The 23,429-nt window shown below is 63.8% G+C and carries 13 protein-coding genes; 11 read left to right on the forward strand and 2 right to left on the reverse strand.

What is annotated here, in order from left to right; all coding sequences use genetic code 11:
• Positions 1-101: 101 nt before the first annotated feature.
• Positions 102-1,433, reverse strand: coding sequence for an NAD-dependent malic enzyme (locus FBR05_01480; protein ID MDL1870859.1), 1,332 nt, complete (start codon positions 1,431-1,433; stop codon positions 102-104).
• 228 nt (positions 1,434-1,661) lie between these two features.
• Here FBR05_01480 and mce point away from each other — a divergent pair, with 228 nt between their 5' ends.
• The 4 genes from mce (at position 1,662) to FBR05_01500 (ending at position 7,175) form a co-directional block, all read left to right on the forward strand.
• Complete coding sequence (gene mce, locus FBR05_01485) at positions 1,662-2,081, forward strand: methylmalonyl-CoA epimerase (GenBank protein ID MDL1870860.1); 420 nt, start codon at positions 1,662-1,664, stop codon at positions 2,079-2,081.
• Between the two features lie 32 nt (positions 2,082-2,113).
• On the forward strand, positions 2,114-3,106 hold the full coding sequence (locus tag FBR05_01490) for a CoA ester lyase (protein ID MDL1870861.1): 993 nt from the start codon (positions 2,114-2,116) through the stop codon (positions 3,104-3,106).
• 285 nt (positions 3,107-3,391) lie between these two features.
• Positions 3,392-6,289 (forward strand): sensor histidine kinase, encoded by a 2,898-nt coding sequence (locus tag FBR05_01495; GenBank protein MDL1870862.1) that lies wholly within the window; start codon positions 3,392-3,394, stop codon positions 6,287-6,289.
• A gap of 226 nt (positions 6,290-6,515) precedes the next feature.
• A complete protein-coding gene (locus FBR05_01500) occupies positions 6,516-7,175 on the forward strand; it encodes a hypothetical protein (protein ID MDL1870863.1) in 660 nt (219 codons plus the stop codon).
• A gap of 71 nt (positions 7,176-7,246) precedes the next feature.
• Here the strand turns inward: FBR05_01500 and FBR05_01505 are convergent, their stop codons facing one another.
• Positions 7,247-8,146, reverse strand: coding sequence for a hypothetical protein (locus FBR05_01505; GenBank protein MDL1870864.1), 900 nt, complete (start codon positions 8,144-8,146; stop codon positions 7,247-7,249).
• A 151-nt stretch (positions 8,147-8,297) separates the two neighbouring features.
• Between FBR05_01505 and FBR05_01510 the strand changes: the two genes are divergently transcribed.
• The 7 genes from FBR05_01510 to FBR05_01540 all read left to right on the forward strand — a co-directional run.
• Positions 8,298-9,941: an acyl-CoA dehydrogenase gene (locus FBR05_01510; protein ID MDL1870865.1), complete on the forward strand. Its 1,644-nt coding sequence runs from the start codon at positions 8,298-8,300 to the stop codon at positions 9,939-9,941.
• Positions 9,942-9,949: 8 nt separating this feature from the next.
• Positions 9,950-11,113: a MaoC family dehydratase gene (locus FBR05_01515; protein MDL1870866.1), complete on the forward strand. Its 1,164-nt coding sequence runs from the start codon at positions 9,950-9,952 to the stop codon at positions 11,111-11,113.
• 218 nt (positions 11,114-11,331) lie between these two features.
• Complete coding sequence (locus FBR05_01520; GenBank protein MDL1870867.1) at positions 11,332-11,886, forward strand: hypothetical protein; 555 nt, start codon at positions 11,332-11,334, stop codon at positions 11,884-11,886.
• A 117-nt stretch (positions 11,887-12,003) separates the two neighbouring features.
• Positions 12,004-13,974 carry a protein meaA gene (locus FBR05_01525; protein ID MDL1870868.1) on the forward strand — a complete coding sequence of 657 codons (1,971 nt, stop codon included), beginning with the start codon at positions 12,004-12,006 and terminating at the stop codon, positions 13,972-13,974.
• A 15-nt stretch (positions 13,975-13,989) separates the two neighbouring features.
• Complete coding sequence (gene ccrA / locus FBR05_01530) at positions 13,990-15,258, forward strand: crotonyl-CoA carboxylase/reductase (GenBank protein MDL1870869.1); 1,269 nt, start codon at positions 13,990-13,992, stop codon at positions 15,256-15,258.
• Positions 15,259-15,398: 140 nt separating this feature from the next.
• Entirely contained in the window at positions 15,399-17,363 is a 1,965-nt protein-coding gene (locus FBR05_01535; protein ID MDL1870870.1) for a DUF945 domain-containing protein, read from the forward strand.
• 180 nt (positions 17,364-17,543) lie between these two features.
• Positions 17,544-23,429 (forward strand): DUF11 domain-containing protein (locus tag FBR05_01540; GenBank protein ID MDL1870871.1); only part of this gene is annotated, 5,886 nt, incomplete at its 3' end.

Here is a 23,429-nt window from a genome sequence, read left to right on the forward strand (position 1 = left end):
GCCCGTGAGGGCGCCTAGGGCTCATAGATTTTCGGCCCGGGGGGGTCAAGGGAATTTCGACGCGGTATTCCAGGCAGTCGTAGCTGGGATCCGCGCAGGCCCTATTTGAGGAAATCGCGCGTCACTCGCGCCTGCACCGCCGCCTTCGCCACGGCCTTCGCGACCGCCGCGTGGACCAGGGGGTCGAGCGGGTCGGGGATCAGCTCGTTTTCGGGGGTTTGGCCGACGATGGCCAGGGCCGCCGCGATGAAGATATCGGGCGTGAAGCGCAGGGCCTTGGCCTCGATGGCGCCGCGGAAGATGCCGGGGAAGCCGAGCAGATTGTTGACCCGGCTGCCGTCGCTGGCAAAGGCGGCGCCGGCCGCGAGGGCCTCGGTGATGGTGATCTCGGGGAAGGGGTTGCTGAGCGCGAGGATGACCTGGCCCTTCTGCACGTCTTCGGCCTTGATCAGGCCGGGGAGGCCGGTCGTGGCGACGACGACCTGGCATTTCTTCAGCAAGTCCTTCAACTCGGCGACGATGCCGCCCATCCCTTCGAAACGCTTTTTCGCCTCGGGGTTGACGTCGGTGCCGTAGACCGGATTGCCGGTATATTTCATGATCAGGTTGGCGATCGCCGAGCCCGCCGCTCCCAGACCGATTTGGCCGACATTGGCCTTTTTCAGTTCGATGCCTCCGACCCGGCAGGCGTTGATCGTCGCCGCCAAGGCGACCGTCGCCGTGCCGTGTTGGTCGTCGTGCATGACGGGGATTTTCAGACGCGAGATCAGCTCGGCCTCGATTTCGAAACAATCCGGCGTGCGGATGTCCTCGAGCTGGATCGCGGAAAAGGTGGGCGAGATCGTCTCGACCGTGTCGATGAAGCGCTGGACGTCGAGGGTGTTGATCAGGACCGGGATCATGTGCAGGCCGGAAAACTGTTGGAAGAGGGCGGCCTTGCCCTCCATGACCGGCATCGAGGCGGCGGCGCCGAGATTGCCCAGGCCCAGCACGCGGCTGCCGTTGGTGCAGAGGCCGACTGTCTTTCCGATGGTCGTGTAGACTTCGATCTGGCTGGGGTCTTCTTTGAGCAGCTTGCAGACGGAGGCCACACCGGGGGTGTAGACCTTGCGCAGGTCCTCGATGGACTGGATGGGCAGTTTGGGGCGGACCAGGAGCTTCCCGCCCTGGTGCAGCTCGAGGACTTCGTCGATGACCGATTCGAGCTCGACCTCGGGGATCTTGCGCACGGCGCTGACGATGGCGCTAAGATGGTCCTCGTCGTTGACGATGATCGTGATGTCGCGAATGTTGTGCAGCTCGCCGAAGCTGACCGTCGAGATATTGCCGATGTCGCCGCCCATCTGGGAGATGGTCGAGATCAGCTTGGATAAGACTCCGATAAATTTGCGGTTTTTGCAGCGAAGCGTGCGGATGAGTTTTTGATTCGACATAAAGGGGATTTTAATCTCCCGCGAAATGTGAGGGGGGTCAAGGGGATTCTAAGTGTCGAAGTGTTTGAGTGCCTAAGTGTCTAAGTTATTAATCGAGCGGTAGTATACTCGTCAGTTGACAAGGGTGTAGGCGCTTTAGTAGCCCCTTCGCGTATTGCGTTAATTGTTGTTCCTTAGCTACTTAGACACTTAGGCACTCAAGCACTTCGACACTTGAGCGGAGCGTTTATGTCCTTCAAAAAAGTCGATCACGTCGCCATCGCCGTCCCCAACCTGGAAGAGGCGGTCAAGCTCTACCAAAGCCTGCTGGGCAAGGGGCCCGAGCACATCGAGGAGGTGGAGGAACAAAAGGTCCGGGCGGCCTTCTTCGGCGTCGGCGAGACCAACCTCGAGCTGCTCTTCCCCACCTCGCCCGACAGCCCCATCTCGAACTTCCTCGAGCAGAAGAAGGGGCGTGGCGGCCTGCACCACATCTGCATCGAGGTCAGTGGAATTGAGCAGCACCTAGAAGAGCTGAAAAAGCAGGGCGTTCAGCTGATCGACGAAAAGCCGCGCATCGGCGCCCACGGCAAGCGCATCGCCTTCGTCCACCCCAAGTCCACCGGCGGGGTCCTGCTCGAGCTCTCCGAGCCCGTCGCCGACCATTGAGTTTGAATTCAAATCTATAGGAGAAATCTCTCATGAGTCCCAAAGTGCATCCGAACGAGGCCCTCTTCGCGGGCGAAAAGCCCTTTCCGATCATCCCTTCCTGCGAGCATTTCGCCGGCTCCGAAAAGCTGATCACCAAGGCGATGGAGCTGCAGAACACCAAGGGCGGCGTCTTCGACATCACGATGGACTGCGAGGACGGCGCGCCCACCGGCAAGGAGAAGGAGCACGCCGAGATGATCGTCGCGATGGCGAAGGGCCCGCTCAACAAGCACAAGATGGCCGGCGCCCGGATCCACGACTACACCAATGCGCATTGGAAGCAGGACGTCGATATCCTGGTCGGCGGCGCCGGCAACGAGCTGGCCTACATCACAATCCCCAAGCCCACCGCGGTCGGGCAGGTGAAGGAGATGATCGCCTACATCCAAGAGGTCGCGAAGAAGAACGGCATCAAGCGCGAGATTCCCATCCACGTCTTGATCGAGACCCACGGCGCCTTGAAAGATGCCTTCGAGATCGCGGCCCTGCCCTGGATGCAGGTCTTGGACTTCGGCCTGATGGACTTCGTCTCCGGCCACCATGGCGCCATCCCCGACGCCTGCATGCGCTCGCCGGGGCAGTTCGAGCACGCACTGATCTTCCGCGCGAAGGCGCAGGTCTGCGCGGCGGCCCTGGCCAACGGCATCATCCCTGCGCACAACGTGACGCTGGACCTGAAGGACGCCGAGAAGACCAAGGCCGACGCGAGCCGCGCCCGCAACGAGTTCGGCTTTCTGCGCATGTGGTCGATCTACCCGACCCAGATCGACGCCATCGTCGCGGCGATGCTGCCTGACTACAAGGGCGTCGAGAAGGGCGCGCAGATCCTGGTGGCTGCGCAAGAGGCCAACTGGGGCCCGATCCAGTTCGAGGGCGAGCTCCACGACCGCGCCACCTACCGCTACTTCTGGGAGCTGGTGCAGCGCGCACACATCTCCGGGCAGAAGCTGCCGGAGGCGGCGGAGAAGGCCTTCTTCGGGTAAATTTCCGCAATCGATTTTGGCGAGAGGCAGGTCGCGAGACCTGCCTTTTTTTTTGATAAGATTTTCCTATCCCCGGGCCGGGATTTCGTCCTAGGACGACGCCGCGATTCCCGCCTCGCCCGGAAATCGGCTCCCCAGGCAACTTTCCGGGACCGACGCCGAGCAAGGGGCGGGTTCGGCCGCCGGCCCCGACAGCCTCCTGATCCAAGGTTCCAGGAGGCCACGGGTTTGGGGAGGGCGGTGGCTTTCGCAGGGTAGCGGGAGCCTTTTCACGGGTAAGGAAAAATGGTCTTTATATTTCGCTCCGCGGGGGTCGCCCCGCGTCCGGCGGAGGCGCAGGCCTCCGCGCACCCGGACCTTTCGGTCCCGGCCCTCTTGCAACGCCTTCAATCCGACGGCATTCCAATAAACGCCTCCATGCGGGCGGAATTGTCCGGTCTCGCGCGCGAGACGAGCCCCGCCTTGTTGGGCGAGGCGCTCTTCGCCCTCGCACGGCGGGGCGAGGCGGAGGGGAATCTTCCCCTCGCCGGCGCGGTCTACACATGGCTCGTCGAGAACTCCGGTTCCGGCGGGTTCACCTCGGGGTATGCCCGCAGCGCCCGGTCCCGAATCGAGGTCCTGCGCGGCGGCGGAAACTTCGGCGAGCGCGGGGAAAACTTTTTGCGGCATTTCGCCCGCGAGGCGACGGATCCTGGGCTGCTGATCGGGATGGCCTGCGCGGGCGGCGTCTTCCGCCTGACCCGCGCCTGGACTCTGGGGGAGCTCGCCGCCGCTGGAACTTTTAGTCCGACGACCACTCGCCTCCTCGCCCATGCGGCCGGCTTCGCGCTGGAGGCCCCGGCCTTCGTCGCGGCCAGTCGCGGTGTTCACGCCGCCCTCGAGGTTTCCGGCCGCACCGGGCATCCCTCTGTGGGACATGAATTGCTTTCCGCCTACCTATTTATCGGCGCGATGAAGTTGAGCGGCGCGGCCGCTGGCGGACTGCACCGCCGTTGGATCGGAGCCGAGCCCGCTCTTTCCCCCACGGGGCGGGTCTCCGCCCTCCTGTTTCCCCAGATGGGCATGTTGGGCGGCATTCTCTTGGCCCACGGCCTTGAGCAGGCGGCGGGGCTGAGGCCCGCGCAGGCCCCCGAGGCCTGGCTTGCGGAGAGCCTGGCGACCTTGCTGCATTTCCACGTGAGCGGTCGGCTCTTGCATGGTCTCGGCGGACCGGGGCTTCGGGGTTGGGAGCGCGCCATGGACTTGCATGCGGAAGGCCTGCTGCGCCGGCCGCTCCGGATTCCCACGCGCCTCGCCTTCGCGCAGGCCCTCGAGGGACCGATGCTTAGCCAGGCGCTGAATCCTGGCGAAGAGGGCTTTGGGCAACCGCGCCAGCTGGAAGGCCGCGGCCAAAGCCTTCGGGTCGAGGCCGCCGATCCCTTGGACATCCGAGTCCCCGAAGAGGCCTCGATTCCGGAACTACTGCGGCATTTCATGCGCCTCTGGAGGGACAATCCCGGCGCGCAGCCCCGCATCGCCCTGCCCGAGGATTTGGCCAGACGGGTGGCGGATTGGGGCTACGCCTGGCAGGAGGCGATGAGCCAGAACTACGCCGCCGACTTCGCGCGCCTGCGGCGCCTGCACGAATCCCTCGCTCAGGGCGAGTCTCTCCCCGCCGAGGAGGCGCTTTACTTGGACGGGCTGATGGCTCAGACGCAGTCCCATGCGCAGGCCTTCGAGGCCTATCGCCGGCTTCTCTCGAAGATCGTGATTCAGGCCCGTCGCGCCCCTGACTACGAGCGCCGGCCCGAAGACAACACCCTCGATCGGGTCTTGCACGACCTGTCCCATCGCCCGCAATTTTTCCAGATCATGGGCCTGGCCGCCGCCGACCTTCGCGAGGGGACTCCGCTGGACGCCTTCTATTTGCAGCAGCTCGACCCGCGGAACGGCTTTTCGGTGGGGCAGACCGTCAAGGAAGGCCTCGTCATGGCCGCCTCCGAATCGCAGGAGCTGGTCTCGCGGGTGGGCAAGGGGCTGAAGCTTGAGGGGCTTGACGACATCCACCTCGCCCAGGGCGGCCAGGCGGCGCGGGCCCTGGGGGATATCCTGGCGAACTTCTTGACCAATACCTGGAGATACCGCCGGAGCGACGCGGTCGACGCGCAGATTCAGGTAACTCGGCTGGCGGGCGGCGGGTTGCAATTCTCCGTCCGAGACGACGGGATCGGCATCGAGGCCCAGAATTTGGCGAGCCTCGGCAGTCACGGCTTTCGGGAATCGCGCGTCGACCTGAGCCGCTCCCACGGTTTCGGCCTGTCCTCGGTTATCGAGAACCTGCGCCGGATGGGCTGGGGTCCGCTTTGGGTGAAGAGCCGGGCGGGGGAGGGCAGCGAGTTCCGCTTCGAGATCCCCGGTGAGCAATTGCTCTCCGGCGGAGAGGGCCTTTCCGGGAGGCGCGCGGGTCCTGTGGACCGCATGGGGCAGGGCGGCCCTACCCGGCTCGAGACCAACCTGGACGAGGGCTTCATGGTGCCGGCGGCCGGCCTGGACCTGGCGATCCGCCGCTTGATCCAAGAGGTCCCGCCCGGACCCTCGCTTCCGGAGGATCTTGGCGTTTCGCGAGCCCAGGCCCTTCAATCGGGCGCCTTGCGGTTGCGGCGTTTGGAGATCTTCCATCGCCTCTTGGCCGCGGGCCAGCCCCTGGAACGCTTGGCGGTGCTCGAAAACGGCTCCGGCCCCTTGCTGGACACCGCCTTCACGGTCCTGCGTTTGGGCTCGAGACTTCGGATCAAAGAACCCGACGGGATCATGATGCGGTCGCATGCCCGGTGGTTGGGAAGAATCCTCACCGAGGCCGAGGGCGAGCGGATCCAATACCATGCTCCGGAGGCCATCGACCTGCCTTCCCCCTCGGACATCGTCTATTGGGGACATCCCAACCCCCGCGACATGATTCGGCCCGGCGGAGTGTCCATGGGAGAATACCTGGGCCGGGACGTGCGTCCGGGAGGATTTTTGGTCCTGCAGAGCGACCATTACTACGGGGCCTTCAAAGAGCTGCGGAATCTGGACTTGGATCCCCGCGTCTGGGAGCGGCTATTTGCCGAGGATTTGCCCGACGTTGATTCCGGGTCCAATGCCATCGTCCCCTCGGCGCAGAGCACCAACCTCCACCTTCAGGTCTTTCGCCGGCGTCACTAGCGGAAACCGGATTATCTGCGGATGGCCGGCGGCCCCTGGGAAAAAACTGAGGTTCCGAGGCCCCAGGCTGGCGGGCCGAAGGGGGCGGCAGCCCCCGGAGCTGGGGGAAATCGCATAGAGATTCCGCGATTTTGGGGCCTTTTTTCGTGAGCGCGCCGCCGCTGAAAATGGCACAGGGCTTGCTTCAAATTTCCTCCATCGAGGGCCTTTCTAAGGAGGAAACAGCATGTTGGAATTCGCCGAATACGAGATCCCGAACCCGCCGTCCGAACCCCAAACCTTCATTGAACCCCAGCCTGTTTCCGAAACCGTAAGCACCTCCGATCCCCAAAATTGGCAAGACCTGCAGCGGGCCGCGACCCAAGACCCCATCGCCCTGCTTCAGTTGGCCGACCTGGCCCTGGAAGGGAATTTTCCCGCCGAGGAGCTGCTCTTCGCCGCCCAACCCGAGCTTCAGGCCTACGGCGAGGCCGCCTTGGCCGACATCACGCTGCTGCCCCGCTTGGCCCTCCTGGCCGAGCTCGGCTGCGCGAACGTCCAGGGGCTCTTGGTGGAATTGGTGGCCGCCGGTCCGCAGGATTTCTTTTTCAGCATCGCCGGCGTCGCGGCCGAGGGCAGCTACGCCGCCTTTGCGGTCCTCAACCAGGCCGCCGGCTTCGACCACCTGGCCGCCTTGATCGGCTACGCGGAGATCTATGCGGAGGACAGCTTCTACGGCCCGATGCTCCGCGCCGTACTGCAAAACCCGGAATTTTGCCCCGCCGTCCTCGACCTCGCCGCGACCGGCGACACCGTGGCGGGCGCCATGATCGCGAAGCTCGCCGAACTGGGCAATCCCACCGCGACGGAGTGGGTGCGGGTGCCGGCGGCGGTCAACTGGCAGTAAGTTTTCGCGAAATTTTGGGAGAAAGAAACAGGCCCGCGAGGGCCTGTTTCTTTTCAAGGACTCGCGGTCTTTTATCGAATCTCGAAGGGATACTTCTCATCATCCACCGTCACGATGAAGCGCAGCAGCTTCTCGCCCTGCAGCTCCTTGGGGATGTCGAAGAGCAGCGAGAGGGTTCCCGTGCCGGTGAAGCCGGTGGAGCGGGAGTAGGAGGTTCCTTCTTCCAACACCTGGATCTCCGCTTTGCCTTCACTGAAGCTGCTGGGAAACTCCTCGCGCCGCGCGATCGGGGTGATCGTCTCGCCCTGGGCCATCACATAGAATTCCGCGAAGGTCGGCGAGCGGTGGAGGAAGTAGCTGAGCGAGGGGCCGTTTTCGGGAAGGGTGAAGACTAAGTCGACCGCGTAGGCCTTGCCCTTCGCCTTCGCGCCGCCGAAATTCGCAGCCTTCCCCGGGACGGCCTTCACCGTCGCGCCCTTGGCCAAGGGCAGGGTCTTGCCCCAGGCGCCCTGCACCCAATCCGGCTCCTTGCCGCAGCCGTCCTTGCCCGAGCACTGTTTGTCGACCTTCCAGGCCCCGCCTTCCTTGACCAGGCGCACTTCGATGTTTTCCTTCTGCGGCTTCGCCTTCGGGTCGTTCAGGGTGAAAAAGTCGCGCGCCATCGCGTCGAGCTGCAGGCTGGACTTGTTGCCGTCCTTGGAGAGATCGGTCTTCTTCACCTTGTAGCTGATCGGCGCCATTAGCTTGGCGAGCTCGCGGACCTCGGCCTTTTTCTCGGGGGTGGTGATGTCCTTGTTAAATTCGTCGACCTTTTCCTTGGAGGAGAGGGCCAGCATCTTTTCGAGGTCGCCGGCCTTGCTGGCCGCCACCCATTCGGCGTAGGCGGATTCGGGTGTGTTTTGGGCCTGGATCGCCGGCACAAAGGCCAGGGAGGCGAGCAGCAGGGCGAGGGCAGCCAAGGTCGAGCGCATGAGGGACTCCTTTTTGAGATCCGAGCCAGGGCCTACATCGGCGGTTTTCGTCCCGCTGTCAACCGCGGAGCAAAGGCCCTAAGCGGCCGTCTTCTCGGCGGTTTCTTTGGGTTGACAGCCCCTTCCGGTCCTGGCTAGAAGCCCCGTCACTATGAATACCCAAAACGCCCTCTCGGCAGCCAAGACCCTCCTCGAACAATGCGGACGTTTTCTGGCCCAAAAGGCCGCGGATGGAAAAGACATTTCCACCGCGAAGCTCGACGCCTTCCAGGGCACCGCCTACGACCTGGCCTGGGTGGCCTCCGAGGTCTACGCCGCTGAGCAGATCTGCGCCTACGCCGACAAGCATGGCGAGCTCGAGAAGGCCCTGGCCGAATACTTCACCGCCGAGATGGTCGCCAATTTTTCGCAGAAGGTCAGCTTCCACTTCCACGAGTGGGGCGTCGACCAGTCCAAGCTCGTCGAGACGATCTGGAAGCCCGAGCTCACCAAGGACGTCGAGAAGGTCCTCGCCGCCGACAACGTCGCGCGCATCGCCCAGCTGATCAAAAAGGCCAACCACGGAGGCAGCTACGGCCTGGACGAAAACCACCAGATGTTCCGCGAGACCTTCAAGAAGTTCGCCGAGGACAAAGTGGCGCCCCTTGCCGAGAAGGTCCACCGCCACGACCTGCTGATCCCGCAAGAGATCATCGACGGCCTGAAAGAGCTGGGCTGCTTCGGCCTCTCCATCCCGCAGGCCTACGGCGGCTTTCAGGACGACGCCAAGCCCGACAATACCGGGATGTGCGTCGTCACCGAGGAGCTCTCGCGGGGCTCGCTGGGCGTGGCCGGCAGCCTGATCACGCGCCCCGAAATTTTATCAAAGGCCATCCTAAAGGGCGGCACCGACGCGCAGAAGCAAAAATGGCTGCCGCTCTTGGCCAGCGGCGAGCGCATGGCGGGCGTCGCGGTCACCGAGCCCGACTACGGCAGCGACGTCGCGGGCATGAAGGTCACGGCCCGCCCCCAGGAGTCGAAGGGGCAGAAGGGCTGGGTCATCAACGGCGTCAAGACCTGGTGCACCTTCGCCGGCTACGCCGACACGCTGATGGTGCTCTGCCGCACCGACCCCGACATGTCGAAGAAGCACCGCGGCATGTCCATCCTGATCGCCGAAAAGCCGCGCTTCGACGGCCACGAGTTCAAGTACGACCAGCCCGAGCACGGCGGCCACATCGAGGGCAAGGCCATCCCCACCATCGGCTACCGCGGCATGCACTCCTACGAGGTCGCCTTCGAGAATTACTGGGTGCCCGAGGAGAACCTGATCGGCGGCGAGGGCGGCCTGGGCAAGGGCTTCTACATGCAGATGGAGGGCTTCGCCGGCGGGCGCTTGCAGACCGCGGCCCGCGCCCTGGGCGTGATGCAGGCGGCCTTCGAGTCGGCGCTGCGTTATTCCGACGAACGGAAGGTCTTCAACAAGCCGATCTTCGAGTACGGCATGACCCAGTGGAAGCTGGTGCGCATGGCCGCGCTCATCCAGGCCGCGCGCCAGGCCACCTACCACGCCTGCCGCCTGATGGACGAGCACAAGGGGCAGATGGAGGCCTCGCTCGTGAAGTTCTACGCCTCGAAGATCAGCGAGTGGATCACCCGCGAGGCCCTGCAGATCCACGGCGGCTACGGCTACGCCGAGGAATACGCGGTCAGCCGCTACTTCGTCGACGCGCGGGTGTTTTCGATCTTCGAAGGGGCCGAGGAAGTGCTGGCATTGCGCGTCATCGCCCCCGCCTTGCTTAAACAATATTTGTAGGAATTTTTATGCCGATCACCATCCCCTATCCCAAATTCCAAGAATCCGCCCCCGGCCAAGCCGCCAACCTCGAGAAAGTCCGCTACCCGCAATACGGCCGCGTCCTCGAGGACTTCAAGCCCGGCGAGGTCTTCTGCCACCCCCGCGGCATCACGGTTTACCCGGCCTTCGCCCTCGAGTTCGCGACGACCTTCATGGAGGCCAACCCGCTTTACACCAACCGCGAGTACGCGATCGCCCACGGCTTCCGCGACATGCCGGTCTCGCCGCTGATGGTGATGAACATCTGCCTCTCGTTGGGCGTGCAGAACGACTCCGAAAAGGCCATCGCCAACCTGGGCTATTATAATGTGTGCTTCGTGAAGCCGGTCTATCCCGGGGATACCCTCCGCGCCCTGACCAAGGTCTTGGACGTCAAGGCGAAGGAGGGCAAGCCCGGCATCGTGACCATCCGCACCATCGGCCTCAACCAGAAGAACGAATTGGTCCTGCAGTACGACCGCAAGATCATGGTGGCCGCGGCCGGCAAGGCCAGCGAGCCGACCACCGTCTCGGGCCAGCCCTTCCCCGAGCAGGCCGAGCCGACGATCGAGATCCCCAACGCGGCCGGGGCCTACCCGACGAATCTCACCGGCGTGAACAGCTACTTCGAAAACTTCACCGTCGGCGACGTCATCGTCCATGCCAACGGCCGCACCATCACCGACGAGCACTACCCCTGGACCTACCGCGTGATGAACACCCACCCGCTGCACTACGACCGCCTCTATTCGACGGCCCGCAGCGGCGCGATGAGCGGCGAGCCCATCGTCTACGGCGGCCTGGTCTTCGCCTGGCTGGCGGGCCTGGCCAGCCGCGACACCACCGAAAACGCCTTGGCCGACTTCGGCTACACCGAGGGCTATCACACCCAGCCTGCGGTGAGCGGCGACACGGTCTACGCGATCTCGCGGGTGCTGGCGAAGGAAGAGGGGCCCAAGGGGCTGAACGCCGGCGTGGTGACCTTCCAACTGATCGGCGTGAAGAACATCCGGCCCAAGGAGGCCCTGGAGAAGTTCGGCGCCGACCTCTTCGTCAAAGAGAACAACAAGAAGGACCTGGGCAAGGAGAAGATCCCCGAAAAGATCTTCGAGATCGAGCGCCGGGTCCTCGTCAAAAAGAAGCCGGCCTAAGCTAGGGCCGACATTTCTCGATATTTCACGAATTGAGGGGTCTACCCCGCGCTTTGCCTTTTTTTGGGCGATAAGGGCGAGCTGGGCCTTTTTCGCGATTGGCATGGGCCTTGCGACCATTACAGGGTATGAGTCCGCCTCCCATCCAATTGTCCCCTCGCGCGGTGGCTCGGCGAAGCCTCGAGTCCGAGCCGGCGCCCAAGAGGCCTAAAAAGGCCATGACGCCCGAGCGTCGCGCCAAGCGCAACGCCGACGCCTACACCGCCTTCGTCGTGATGAGCGCCCTCAGCACGGGGGTTTTTCTCGCCGGAACGGGTTTGAGCGTCTGGTCCGGTCTGCGCTACGGCAAGGCCGCGGGGACAGAGCAGTTGCTGCGCGCGGCCTCGCGCGGTTCCGAGGATTTGTTTGACGAGTCCGGAGAGATCTCGCGCGAGGCCCAGTCGGCGGCCGCCGCGGTGCCGGGCCTGACGGACGTCTTGGAGAGGGTCGAGGAGAAGGCCGCGGACGAGAACAAGGACGTCCAGACCACCCTGCGAGAAATGGAAGGGGAGGCCCGGGCGGAGCGGCGCAAGCAACAGAAGTTTTTGATAGGTACGGGGGTGGCCGCGGGGGCGGGCCTGGTCGGGATGCTGGTCTTCATCTCCGCCGCCAAAATCGCGCGGCATCGCGGGATCATGCTGATGGATCGTTCCCTTGGCAGAAGAGTTCAGGCCCAATGGGCGCCGAGGCTCTCTCCTCAGGAAATGGGGCTGCAGTTTTCACTTAAGTTTTGACAGGGTCGGGGAGCCCAGGCACCCCTTCGAAAGCTTCGATTTTATCGAGGTATTACCGCGAAAATACCCTCTGAAAGCCTTCTTGACCCCTTAAAAAAAACCGAATAGTCCCAAGGCATGATTGCTGCCAAGCGCGACCAACCCTGGGTCATGCGGACCTATTCCGGCCACACCTCGGCCAAGGCCTCCAACGAGCTCTACCGGCTCAATTTAAGCAAGGGCCAGACCGGGCTCTCAGTGGCCTTCGACCTGCCCACCCAGACGGGTTACGACAGCGACTCGGTCATGGCCCGCGGCGAGGTGGGCAAGGTCGGGGTGCCCATTTCGCACTTGGGCGACATGGAGACCCTCTTCGACCAGATCCCCATCGAGAAGATGAACACGTCGATGACGATCAACGCGACCGCCGCCTGGCTCTTGGCCCTCTACGTGGCGGTCGCCGAGAAGCGCGGGGTCGACTCGAAGGTCCTGCAGGGCACCACGCAAAACGACATCCTCAAGGAATACCTCTCGCGCGGCACCTATATCTTTCCGCCCAAGCACTCGATCCGGCTGATCACCGACATGATCACTTATTCGGTGAAGCACATCCCCAAGTGGAACCCGACCAACATCTGCAGCTATCATTTACAAGAGGCCGGCGCGACGCCCATGCAGGAGCTGGCCTTCTCGATGTGCAACGCCATGGCCTACCTCGACGCGGTCAAGGCCAGCGGGCAGGTGCCGGAAGGGGAGTTCGACCAGGTCTTCGGCCGCATCTCCTACTTCGTCAACGCCGGCGTCCGCTTCATCGAAGAGCTTTGCAAGATGCGCGCCTTCACCCGCATGTGGGAAGAGCTGGGCCGCACCCGCTACGGCGTCAAAGACGAGAAGATGCTGCGCTTTCGCTACGGCGTCCAGGTCAACAGCCTGGGGCTGACCGAGCGCCAGCCCGAAAACAACATCCAGCGGATCGTCCTCGAGATGCTGGCGGTGGTGCTGTCGAAAGACGCCCGCGCCCGCGCCGTGCAGCTGCCCGCTTGGAACGAGGCCCTCGGCCTGCCGCGCCCGTGGGACCAGCAGTGGTCGCTGCGCATCCAGCAGGTCATCGCCTACGAGACCGACCTGCTCGAGTACGACGACATCTTCAACGGCTCGCCGGTCATCGAGGCCAAGGTGAAAGAATTGGCCGAGGCCGCGCGACAGGAGATCGAGGTCGTCCAAAAGATGGGCGGTGCGATCAACGCGGTCGAATACATGAAGCAGAAGCTGGTCGAGTCCAACGCCGCGCGGGTCCGCGCCATCGAGGACGGCTCGATCAAGGTGGTGGGCGTCAACTGCTACCAAGAGACCGCCGAGAGCCCGCTGACCGGCGGGCGCGACGAGGGCATCCTCAAGGTCGACGAGTCCGCCGAGCGCGAGCAGATCGAGCGCCTCAAAAAATTCCGTTCCCAGCGCGACGAGGCCCAGGCCAAGGCGGCCCTCGAGACGCTGAAGGCCGCCGCCGAGCGCGGCGACAACATCATGCCGGTTTCGATTCAGGCCGCCCACGCCGGCGTCACCACCGGCGAGTGGGCCAACGCCCTGCGCCAGGTCTTCGGCGAATACCGCGCGCCGACCGGAGTTTCGGGCGTGCGCATGGCCACCACCACCGAGGCCATCCAAAAGGTCCGCGACAAAGTGGATCAGTTCCAAAAGAAGACCGGCGAAAAGCTGCGTATTTTGGTGGGCAAACCCGGCCTCGACGGCCACAGCAACGGCGCCGAGCAGATCGCGGTTCGCGCCCGCGACGTCGGCATGGAGGTCGTCTACCAAGGCATCCGCCTCACCCCCGAGCAGATCGTCGAGGCGGCCCTGCAGGAGGGCGTGCACGTGATCGGGCTCAGCATCCTCTCCGGCTCGCACCTCGCCTTGATCCCCGACATTCTCAAGCTGATGAAGGAGAAAGGCCTGAAGAAGGTCCCCGTCATCGCCGGCGGCATCATCCCCGAGACCGACCGCCAGGTGTTGCTGCGGGCGGGGGTCGCGCGGGTCTACACCCCCAAAGACTTCGAACTGAACACCATCATGGACGAGATCGTCGACATCGCGATGTCGGCCCGTAATTAGAAGGAGACCTAGACCATGACCAAGGAAATCTATGAACTCGGCGAGATTCCCCTGCTTGGGGAAGTTCCGAAGAAGATGTATGCGCAGGTGATTCGCCCCGAGCGCTTCGGCGAGCCCACCAAGGCCTTCCAATTAGAGCAGGTCGACGTGCCCGAGCTGCGTCCCGATGAAGTGCTCGTCTACGTCATGGCCGCCGGCATCAATTACAACAACGTCTGGGCCGCGTTAGGCATCCCGATCGACGTTACCAAGAACCGCCCCAAGGACCCGTACTGGCCCGACAGCAGCGGGTTCCATATCGGCGGCAGCGACGCGAGCGGCATCGTCTACAAGGTCGGCAGCGCGGTGAAAAACGTGAAGGTCGGCGACGAGGTCGTTATCCACTGCGGGCAGTGGAGCCAAGAAGACCCGCAGGTGAAGGCCGGCGGCGACCCGATGTACGGCGCCAGCTTCCGCATCTGGGGCTACGAGACCAGCTGGGGCAGCTTCGCCCAGTTCACCAAGGTGCAAGACCACCAGTGCCTGCCCAAGCCCAAGCGCCTCAGTTACGAGGCCGCGGCGGCCTACATGCTGGTGGGCGCCACCGCCTACCGCATGTTGACGCGCTGGCAGGAGCACGAGGTCCGCAAGGACGACGTCGTCCTGATCTGGGGCGGCGCCGGCGGCCTGGGCTCGATGGCGATCCAGATCTGCAAGGCCTTCGGGGCCAAGCCGATCGCGGTGGTCGCGGGCGAGGACAAAGTCGAGTATTGCAAGAAGCTCGGCGCGGTCGGCGTCATCGACCGCCGCAAATTCAACCACTGGGGCATGCTGCCGCACTGGGAGGACAACGAAAAATACAACGCTTGGCTGCAGGGCGCCCGCGCCTTCGGCAAGGCGATCTGGGACGTCTTGGGCGAGAAGAAGAGCCCGCGCATCGTCTTTGAGCATCCCGGCGAGTCGACGGTGCCGACCAGCGCCTTCGTCTGCGACACCGGCGGCATGGTCGTGATCTGCGCCGGCACCACCGGCTACAACGCGACCCTTGACCTGCGCTACCACTGGATGCGGCAGAAGCGCTTCCAGGGCTCGCACTTCGCCAACGACAAAGAGGCGAAAGGCTTCAACGACCTGGTGCTCGAGGGCAAGGCCGATCCCTGCCTAAGCCGCACCTGGAAGTTCAGCGAGACCGCCGCAGCCCACCAGCTGATGCGCGAGAACAAGCATCCGCACGGCAATATGGCGATCCTGGTCAACGCCAAGAAGGAAGGCTTGAAAAACCTCGAGGAGGCGAAGAAGGCCTAGGTCTTTTTTCGAGTCGATTTTGGCCGCTTCGGCTTCGCGCCGGAGCGGCTTTTTTTTGTTTTTTTCCCTAGCCCTTGAAAGCTTGCCCCCGCCGGGAATGACTGTAAAATCGTGGCCGAAAACCTAGAGCCGGAGCTGTTATGAAAAAAGTGCTTTCCGCATTGCTGTTATTGATCCTCGCCGCGGCCCTCGTGGTCGCCTACCAGTGGCGCCGGGCCGCCGATCGCCTCGGCGCGGCCGCGCGCGGCGGGACCTACCGCAGCCTCGGGATCAAGCTGGAGATCGCCCCGGCGCGGGGCAGGGTGCAGGGGATGTTTCGGCTCAAGCCTTACGTGGAGATCCCGCAAGTCGTGCTCGACTTGAGCGCCTGGGGGCTGGCGGGTCCCGTTCCGCTCGGCTCGGCGCGGCTTTCCACTCAGCTCTGGAAGAGCTCGGGCCTCCTGCTGGTGCTAGAGCCCGGCGGGGTGCAAAGGGACGGCCTTGAGGCGAAGCGCGTGGCCTTCGAGCTTTCCTTGCCGGACCTGATCCTGGGCCTGCGTTCGGAGACGATTGTCTTTCGCAATCCCGGCGCGGGGGAGACCCTGACTTTGCAAGAGCCCTGGCTGCGGCTGGGCTCCCGCGAGGTCCCGGTGCCCGACAACCTCCATCTTCGCATCGAGGGCGTCGTTTATGCGAAGGATCGTGAAGGGCGGCCGCCCCAGGAGATTCGCCTCGGCGCCGTCGAGTCCGGATACGCCTCCGAGCTGAGCGGCGGCGAGCGCCGGTGGAATTTCTTCCACCGCGGACAGGGTGGGGGCTACCTGCTTCCGGAGGGGAAGGGCGAAATCGGGGCCTGGAGCCTTCGCGCCGAGGGGCGCTTCGTTGACCTTTCCTGGGAGCGCTGGAAGTCCTTGGGCGCCGAATGGGCGCGGCTGCTCGGCGCCTTGCCGCTCCCAGAATCTCCGCCTTCGCCGGAGACGCGGCCGGCCTACGACGCGATGTTGGACAGGACCGCCGCCTTCCTCCTCGACTTGAGCCCGCGACTCGAGCGTATCGAGTTTCGCTGGGCCGGGCTCAAGGTCGGCGACGAGGCGAGACACGCGCGTTTTTCGATCGAGCCCCTGGAGTTCGAGGCGCGCAGTTCGGAAGACGCACAGGGCCTGGCGACGGAGGCTAAGGCCTCCTTGAAGCGGCTCGAGGCGGAGTTCAAGGGCCAACGCTTCGAGATCGCCGACCTGGTTTTCGGGCAGAAGGGGAGGCTCAAGGGCGTCACCTACCGGGACTGGCTGAATTATTTTGTCGAGTATTACGCGGCGACTTTGGCCTTGAGCCGCGACCCGCAGGCCTGGCCCAGCCGGATGGGCGCCCTGTACGGCGCCTATCTTGCGCAAATGCCCGACGAATTGTCCGGGGAGCTGCGCTTGGGCAAGATCTTCTATCAAGGGCCGAGCTACCGCACCGAGCATCGCGGTGCGACCTTGAACTACGAGATGGGGGAGGGACGTTGGTCGTATCGTTTGAAGGACGATTTCGACTCGGTGCTTCCGCTGGAGCCCGACAAGAGCATCCAGCAAGGCAAGATCGATCTGGATTTCGGTTTTGTGGTGCCTTGGGGAGAGGTGCTGCGCTATGTGCGGCAGTGGCACCGCAAGCCGCCGCCGGAATCCCTGCCGAGTCTGGCGCAGATCCTGGTCGGACGGCCGGCGGGCTTGGATTGGAAATGGCGAGTGGACCTCGGGGCGAGTCTTTTCGCGCTTCAATTGGATCTCCTGCTTTCGGGAGACGCGGGAAAGCTTGCCGGAACGACGGGTATGGCTTTGGGGATGACCGCTCAGGATCTCGAGGCGACGGCGCCGAAGCTAGCGCAGGACGCGCTGAACTCCTTTCTCCGCGACGGCAAGGTCGACGCGCGCATCCAGATCGACCGCCTCTCGAAATTGCAAGCTGCGCTGGACAAACTGTATTCCGGCGCCTCGATGGGGCTGGCGGTGCTGGGGCCCTATGTCGAGGTCGACGCGAAGTCCGACTCGATGAAATCGCATCTGCAGATGGAAAATGGGCAAGTTCTGTTAAACGGCAGGCGAAATTCCGCGATCGAAGGCTTGCTTCAAGAAAGTTTTCGATAAAGTACAAAAAGGATTTGCCAAAGACAGAGTTCTGCATCAAAATCGCGACATACTTAATTTACGGGTAGGGAAGATTTGATCCTTTAAGAAGTTTCGACAGGCTCCTTTCGGCACTCCAAGGCGTGTCGCTTCTTATCTTCAAAGTTCTTCCTAAAAAATAACTTAAGAGTTCCAGCTGAGATGGTTGGCGTCGGATTCGGCCGATACGCTGCGGTCGTCGTGCGCCCAACGGTTTCTCGGGCATCTCTGTGGACGGGTCAATCTTCAGCGATCCAACGGTTGCGTTTGGACATGGGCATTCGTGTCTTCATCGTCACTTCATTTCTCTCCTCGAAAAAAAGGGTAAGGTCTATGAGTCGTCTTATTTCCCCGTTGCGGTCTGTCCGCACCATCCGCCAAACCATCGCCGGAAGCCTTGTCGCCCTTGCGGCCTTGTTGGCGACGACGCTCAGTCCAGGCGCCGCTCACGCCGCGGTCAACCCGGCGGTCTTTCCGACGAGCTTGGGAATCAATACGCCGGTCGGAACGACGACGACCCGTTTGATCGAGATCGTGGCGACCTCCAGTTTGAGTCTGCCCCTCAACACCAACATCTCCAACATCTCGGTCAGCTTCACCGGCGCCGGAGCGGCTCAATTCGGGGTCGTTTCCAACACCTGCTCCGGCCAAACTTTGACCGACCTGCTGGACTGCGAAATCTTGATCAGCTACACCGCAAACGACACGACGCCCGACATCGCGAATCTGGTCGTGAACTTCAACCGCAACGTGGGCAGCAGCCCCACTTCGCTCACCTTCACCAACTACGTGACGGGCACAGGCACCACGGGCCCCAACCTCGAGGCCTCTCCCACTTTCATTTCTTTCAATAATTTGGTCGGCTCCAGCAGCACTCAGATCGTGCAGGTGGTCAATACGGGGATCAGCCCGCTGCCCTTGAACCCGATCAGCTTCTCCGGCACGGATTTCACCGTCAGCAACAACACCTGCAGCACCATCTATTCGAACCTCCTGCCGGCGGGTGAGGACTGCCACCTGACCATCGAGTTCTTCGCCTTTTCTCCGGGCAGCTTCTCCGACGGCCTTTCCATCACTTCGCCGGATACCTCGGTGGTGCCGGTCAATATCTCGGTCTTCGGATCGGCCAGTCCCTTGGCCGCGGACTTGAGCATTCTCAAGTCCATGGATCCGGCCCAAGTGACGGTGCCGCCCGGCGGGCCTGTGACGATCAACTTTACCGTGGAAAACTCCGCGCTCAGCACGGATGAGGCCGGCGGCGTATTCGTCCGCGACACCATCGCGGGCCCCTTCACGGTCGACCTCGGGACCTTGCCTGCCTTCTGCACGGTCAATCCCACCTCGGACCCGCTGGTACAGCAGGTGCTTTGCAACGTCTGGGATTCGGGCAGCGGCGGCTTCGGCACGATGCTGCCCGGAGACACCTTCAGCTTCCAGATCCAGGGATTCGTCGACGACGTCGGTCAGGTGGACGATTTGGCCATCGTTCAGGACGGCTTCGGCAACGACAATCAAATCACCGCCGATCCCGACCTGCTCAACAACAGCGCGGTGGCGAGCGTGGTGGGCGTCTCCACCAGCCCCGTGCCCCAGGCCAACCTCCGGGTGGTCAAGGAGGCCGACAACCTGACCCCGGCCATCGGCAGCACCTTGACCTACCAGATCCGCGTTCGAAACGAGGATCCCAGCGTGACGGCCGCCAATCTTACGCTGCGCGACATCACCGTCGGCAACATTCTCAATTTGGGAGTCTCCGCCAGCGGCGGCTGGACTTGCACCACGACCGGCGCGGCGACCAATCCGCCGAATCCGCCGAATAACCCGCGGCGCATCGAGTGCACCCGGGCCAGTCTGGCCCCCCTGACCACTTCGACGATCACGCTGACCGGCACGGTGAACGGTCCGCAGCCGATCACCAATACGGCGACGGTTTCTTCCACGGGGACCTTGGACCCCGATATCTCGGACAATACCCAAAGCATTGCCGTCATACCGGTCGATCCCAACGCCCCGTCGGGAGACCTCGCGATCACCAAGACGATCACGGGTCCGGCGACCCTGAGTCCCGGAGTGCCGGTCAATTACCAGATCGTCGTGACCAACAACGGAGGCGCCACGGTCAACAACATCCGCGTCATCGACCGGATCATCGGGAATTTCACGGGCGGCGCCGCGGTCATCGGCACCTTCGTGGGCTGCGACGGACCCGTGACCAATAACGCCGACACCTATTTCTGCAACGTGAACAGCCTGGCCCCGGCCGGCACTCGTATCATCTCGTACTCCGTCACGCCCAACGCGGCCGGCGTATTGACCAACGTCGCCAACGTCGCCGGGCCGATCAACGACACCAATCCGAACAACGACGAAATCACCGTCAACGCGCCGGTCGGCGTACCGGCGACCGATTTGTCCATCACCAAAACGGTCACCCCGGCGGTCGGAGAGGTCGGGGATCCCGTCAGCTACACGATCACGGTGACCAACAATGGGCCAAACGCGGCCACGAACATCCAGGTGACCGACATCGTCTCCGGTCCCTTGTCCGGCTTGGCCACCTCGACGCCGGGTTGCGCCGTCGCCGGTAGCCAGGTGAATTGCAATTTCGCCGGCCCCCTGGGCGCCGGGCTGACGATTCCGATCGCCGTTACCGGCTCGATCGGAGCCGCGGGGCAGATCGACAATATCGCGTCCGTCTCCAGCAGCTCGATCGCCGACACGAACCCGTCCAACAACTCCGCCGTGGCCAGCACGATCGGCCAGAATCCGGCGCTTCCCCAGACGGACCTGTCGATCACCAACGACGCCTCGCCGGTGACCGGCCAAGTCGGCGATCCGGTGACCTTCACCATCACGGTCAATAACACCGGCGCCGCGGCGACCAACGTCCAGGTGACCGGCATCCTTTCCGGGCCCCTGACCGCCTTCGCGACCTCGACCCCGGGCTGCAGCGTGACCGGCTCCCAATTGAACTGTCTTCTGGCCGGCCCCATCGCCAGCGGCGGAAGCTCGGTGATTACCGCGACCGGCAATATCAACGGCAACGGCCAGATCGACCTGACCGCCTCGGTGTCCAGCCAGGACGTCACCGACACCAATCTTTCCAACAACACCGCGGTGTCCAGCACCATCGGGACCAACCCGGCGCTGCCCAATGCGGACCTCTCGATCGTCAAGAGCGTCACGCCCGCCGTCGGCAACGTCGGCGATCCGGTGACCTACACGATCGTCGTGACCAACAACGGCCCGGACGCGGCGACCAACATCCAGGTGACGGACCTGGTTTCAGGGCCGTTGACGGGCCTCGCGACCTCGACGGCGGGCTGCGCGGCCGCCGCGGGCCAAGTGACCTGTAATTTCGCGGGTCCGCTCGGCGCGGGTTTGACGATTCCCATCGCTGTGACCGGCACCATCGGAGCGCCGGGCCAGATCGACAACATCGCGTCGGTCTCCAGCGCCAGCGTCAACGACACGAATCTGTCGAACAACTCCGCCGTGGCCAGCCTGATCGGGCAAAACCCGGCCTTGCCGCAGGCGGATATCCGCGTGAACAAGGAAGTGAACGACCTCACTCCGGAGGTGGGCGACACGGTGACGTACACGATCCATGTACGGAACCTCAGCCCGACCGTCACCGCGACCAATCTCAATTTGACGGACATCACGATCGGCGACATCACCTTGAGCGGCGGCTCCGGCGGCGGTTGGGCCTGCTCCAACGCGGGTGGGAATCCGCCTCTGCCTCCTGCCAACCCTCGGGTGATCAGCTGTACCTTGGCTTCTTTGGCTCCCTCGACCACTTCCAATCTCACGGTTACTGGAACGGTAAACAGCGCGGGACCGGTGACCAACACCGCCAGCGCCTCTTCCACGGGCACCACGGATCCGAATCCGTCCAACAACACCCAGGCCGTGACCTTGGTGGCGACGGATCCCGCCCTGGCCGACGCGGACCTGTCGATCACCAAGACGGTGACCCCGGCCTTCGGCGAAGTCGGCGATCCGGTGACCTATACGATCACCGTGACCAACAACGGACCGGATGCCGCGACCAACATTCAAGTGACGGATATCGTCTCCGGCCCCCTGACCGGCCTGGCCACCTCGACCGCCGGTTGCTCGGTGGTCGGCAATCAGGTGAATTGCGCCTTCGCCGGCCCCTTGGGATCCGGGCTGACGATACCGATCGCCGTGACCGGCACCATCAATGCCGCCGGGCAGATCGACAATATTGCCTCGGTTTCGAGCCAGGACGTCAACGACACCAACCTCTCGAACAACTCGGCGGTGGCCAGCCTGATCGGTCAAGACCCGGCGCTGCCTGACGCGGACCTGACCCTCAGCAACGATGCCAGCATCGCGCAGGGCCAGGTGGGCGATCCGGTCACCTTCACGATTGAGGTGACCAACAACGGCCCGAATCCAGCCAGCAACGTCCAGGTGACGGGCATCCTCGCCGGTCCCCTGACCGCCTTCGCGACTTCGACCGCCGGTTGCAGCGTCTCGGGAACCGTCCTCAGCTGCCTGCTCCCCGGCCCCATCGCCAGCGCGGGCACGGCGACCATTACGGCCACGGGAACCCTCAACGGCGGAGGCCAGATCGACCTGACGGCCTCAGTTTCGAGCCAAGACACGCATGACACCAACCTCTCCAATAATACCGCGGTCTCCAGCGTCAACGGCGTCCAGTCGGTCTGCGGCGACGGTTTGGTCGAGGCCGGCGAGCAATGCGACGACGGCAACACGACCCCGGGCGACGGCTGCAGTGCGACCTGCCAATACGAGAGCGTCTGCGGTGACGGCCTGCAGGAGGGCCTCGAGCAGTGCGACGACGGCAATACGACTCCGGGCGACGGCTGCGACGACATCTGCCGCCTCGAGACCGTCTGCGGCGACGGCCTGCAAGAGGGCCTCGAGCAGTGCGACGACGGCAACACCGTGCCGGGCGACGGCTGCGACGACATCTGCCGCCTCGAGACGGTCTGCGGCGACAACCTGCAGCAGGGCTTGGAGGAATGCGACGACGGTAACACGGCCGGCGGCGACGGCTGCGACCAGTTCTGCCGCCGGGAAGGCGCCGATCTCTCTGTCGTGAAGGCGGTGGACCGCGCGGTGGCGGCCATCGGCGACACCGTGACCTTCACCCTGACGGTCACGAATTCCGGCCCCCGCGACGCCACCAACGTCGTGGTCACCGACCAATTGGTGACCGGTCCGAATACCTTCACGATCACCGCGATCACGCCCAGCACCGGCTCTTGCACCCCGGCGACCCCGGCGGTCGCGGGCTCGGTGGTGATCAGCTGTAATCTAGGTTCGATGGACGCGAGCGACGTCGAGACCATCACGGTCGTCGGCACCGTCGACAGCCTGGGCCAGATCGACAACACCGCCAGCGTGGCGGACACCAACGATCCCCAGGGCGGCGGCCAGGCCCAGGTGGACCCGAATCCGTCCAACAACGTCTCGGTGGCCAGCGTCAACGGCACGGCCGCCAACGTGAACCTTTCGATCACCAAGACCTCCAGCCTGGCCCAGGCCAACCAGGACCAAGACGTGACCTTCACGATCACGGTCAACAATCCCGGCACGGCCAACGCGCAAGGCGTGGTGATCACCGACACGATCGACGGTCCTTTCACCATCAACACGATCAGTTTCGCGGCGGGCACCTGCGCCCCGGCGACACCGGTCACGTCTCCGGCGACGATCGTCTGCACGCCGACGGCGGGCGTCCTGCCTCCGGGGGCGACGACCATCACCATGACCGGCCGGGTCTCGGGCGAAGGGCAGGTGGATAACACCGTGTCCGTCGACTCGACGATCACCGGCGACAACGACCGGTCCAACAACACGGCGGTGGCCAGCGTCATCGGCATCGCGCGCAACACCGATTTGAGCGTTACCAAGACGGTCGATTTCCCGCAGGCGACGGTAGGCGACACGGTTACCTTCACGGTGGTCGTGACCAACCTCGACACGGTGAACAACGCCGAGGGCGTCCGTATCACCGACATCGCGACCGGGCCCATGGAAGTCCAATCGATG

It is taken from the genome of Deltaproteobacteria bacterium PRO3, from assembly GCA_030263375.1.
Classification (GTDB): domain Bacteria; phylum UBA10199; class UBA10199; order DSSB01; family DSSB01; genus DSSB01.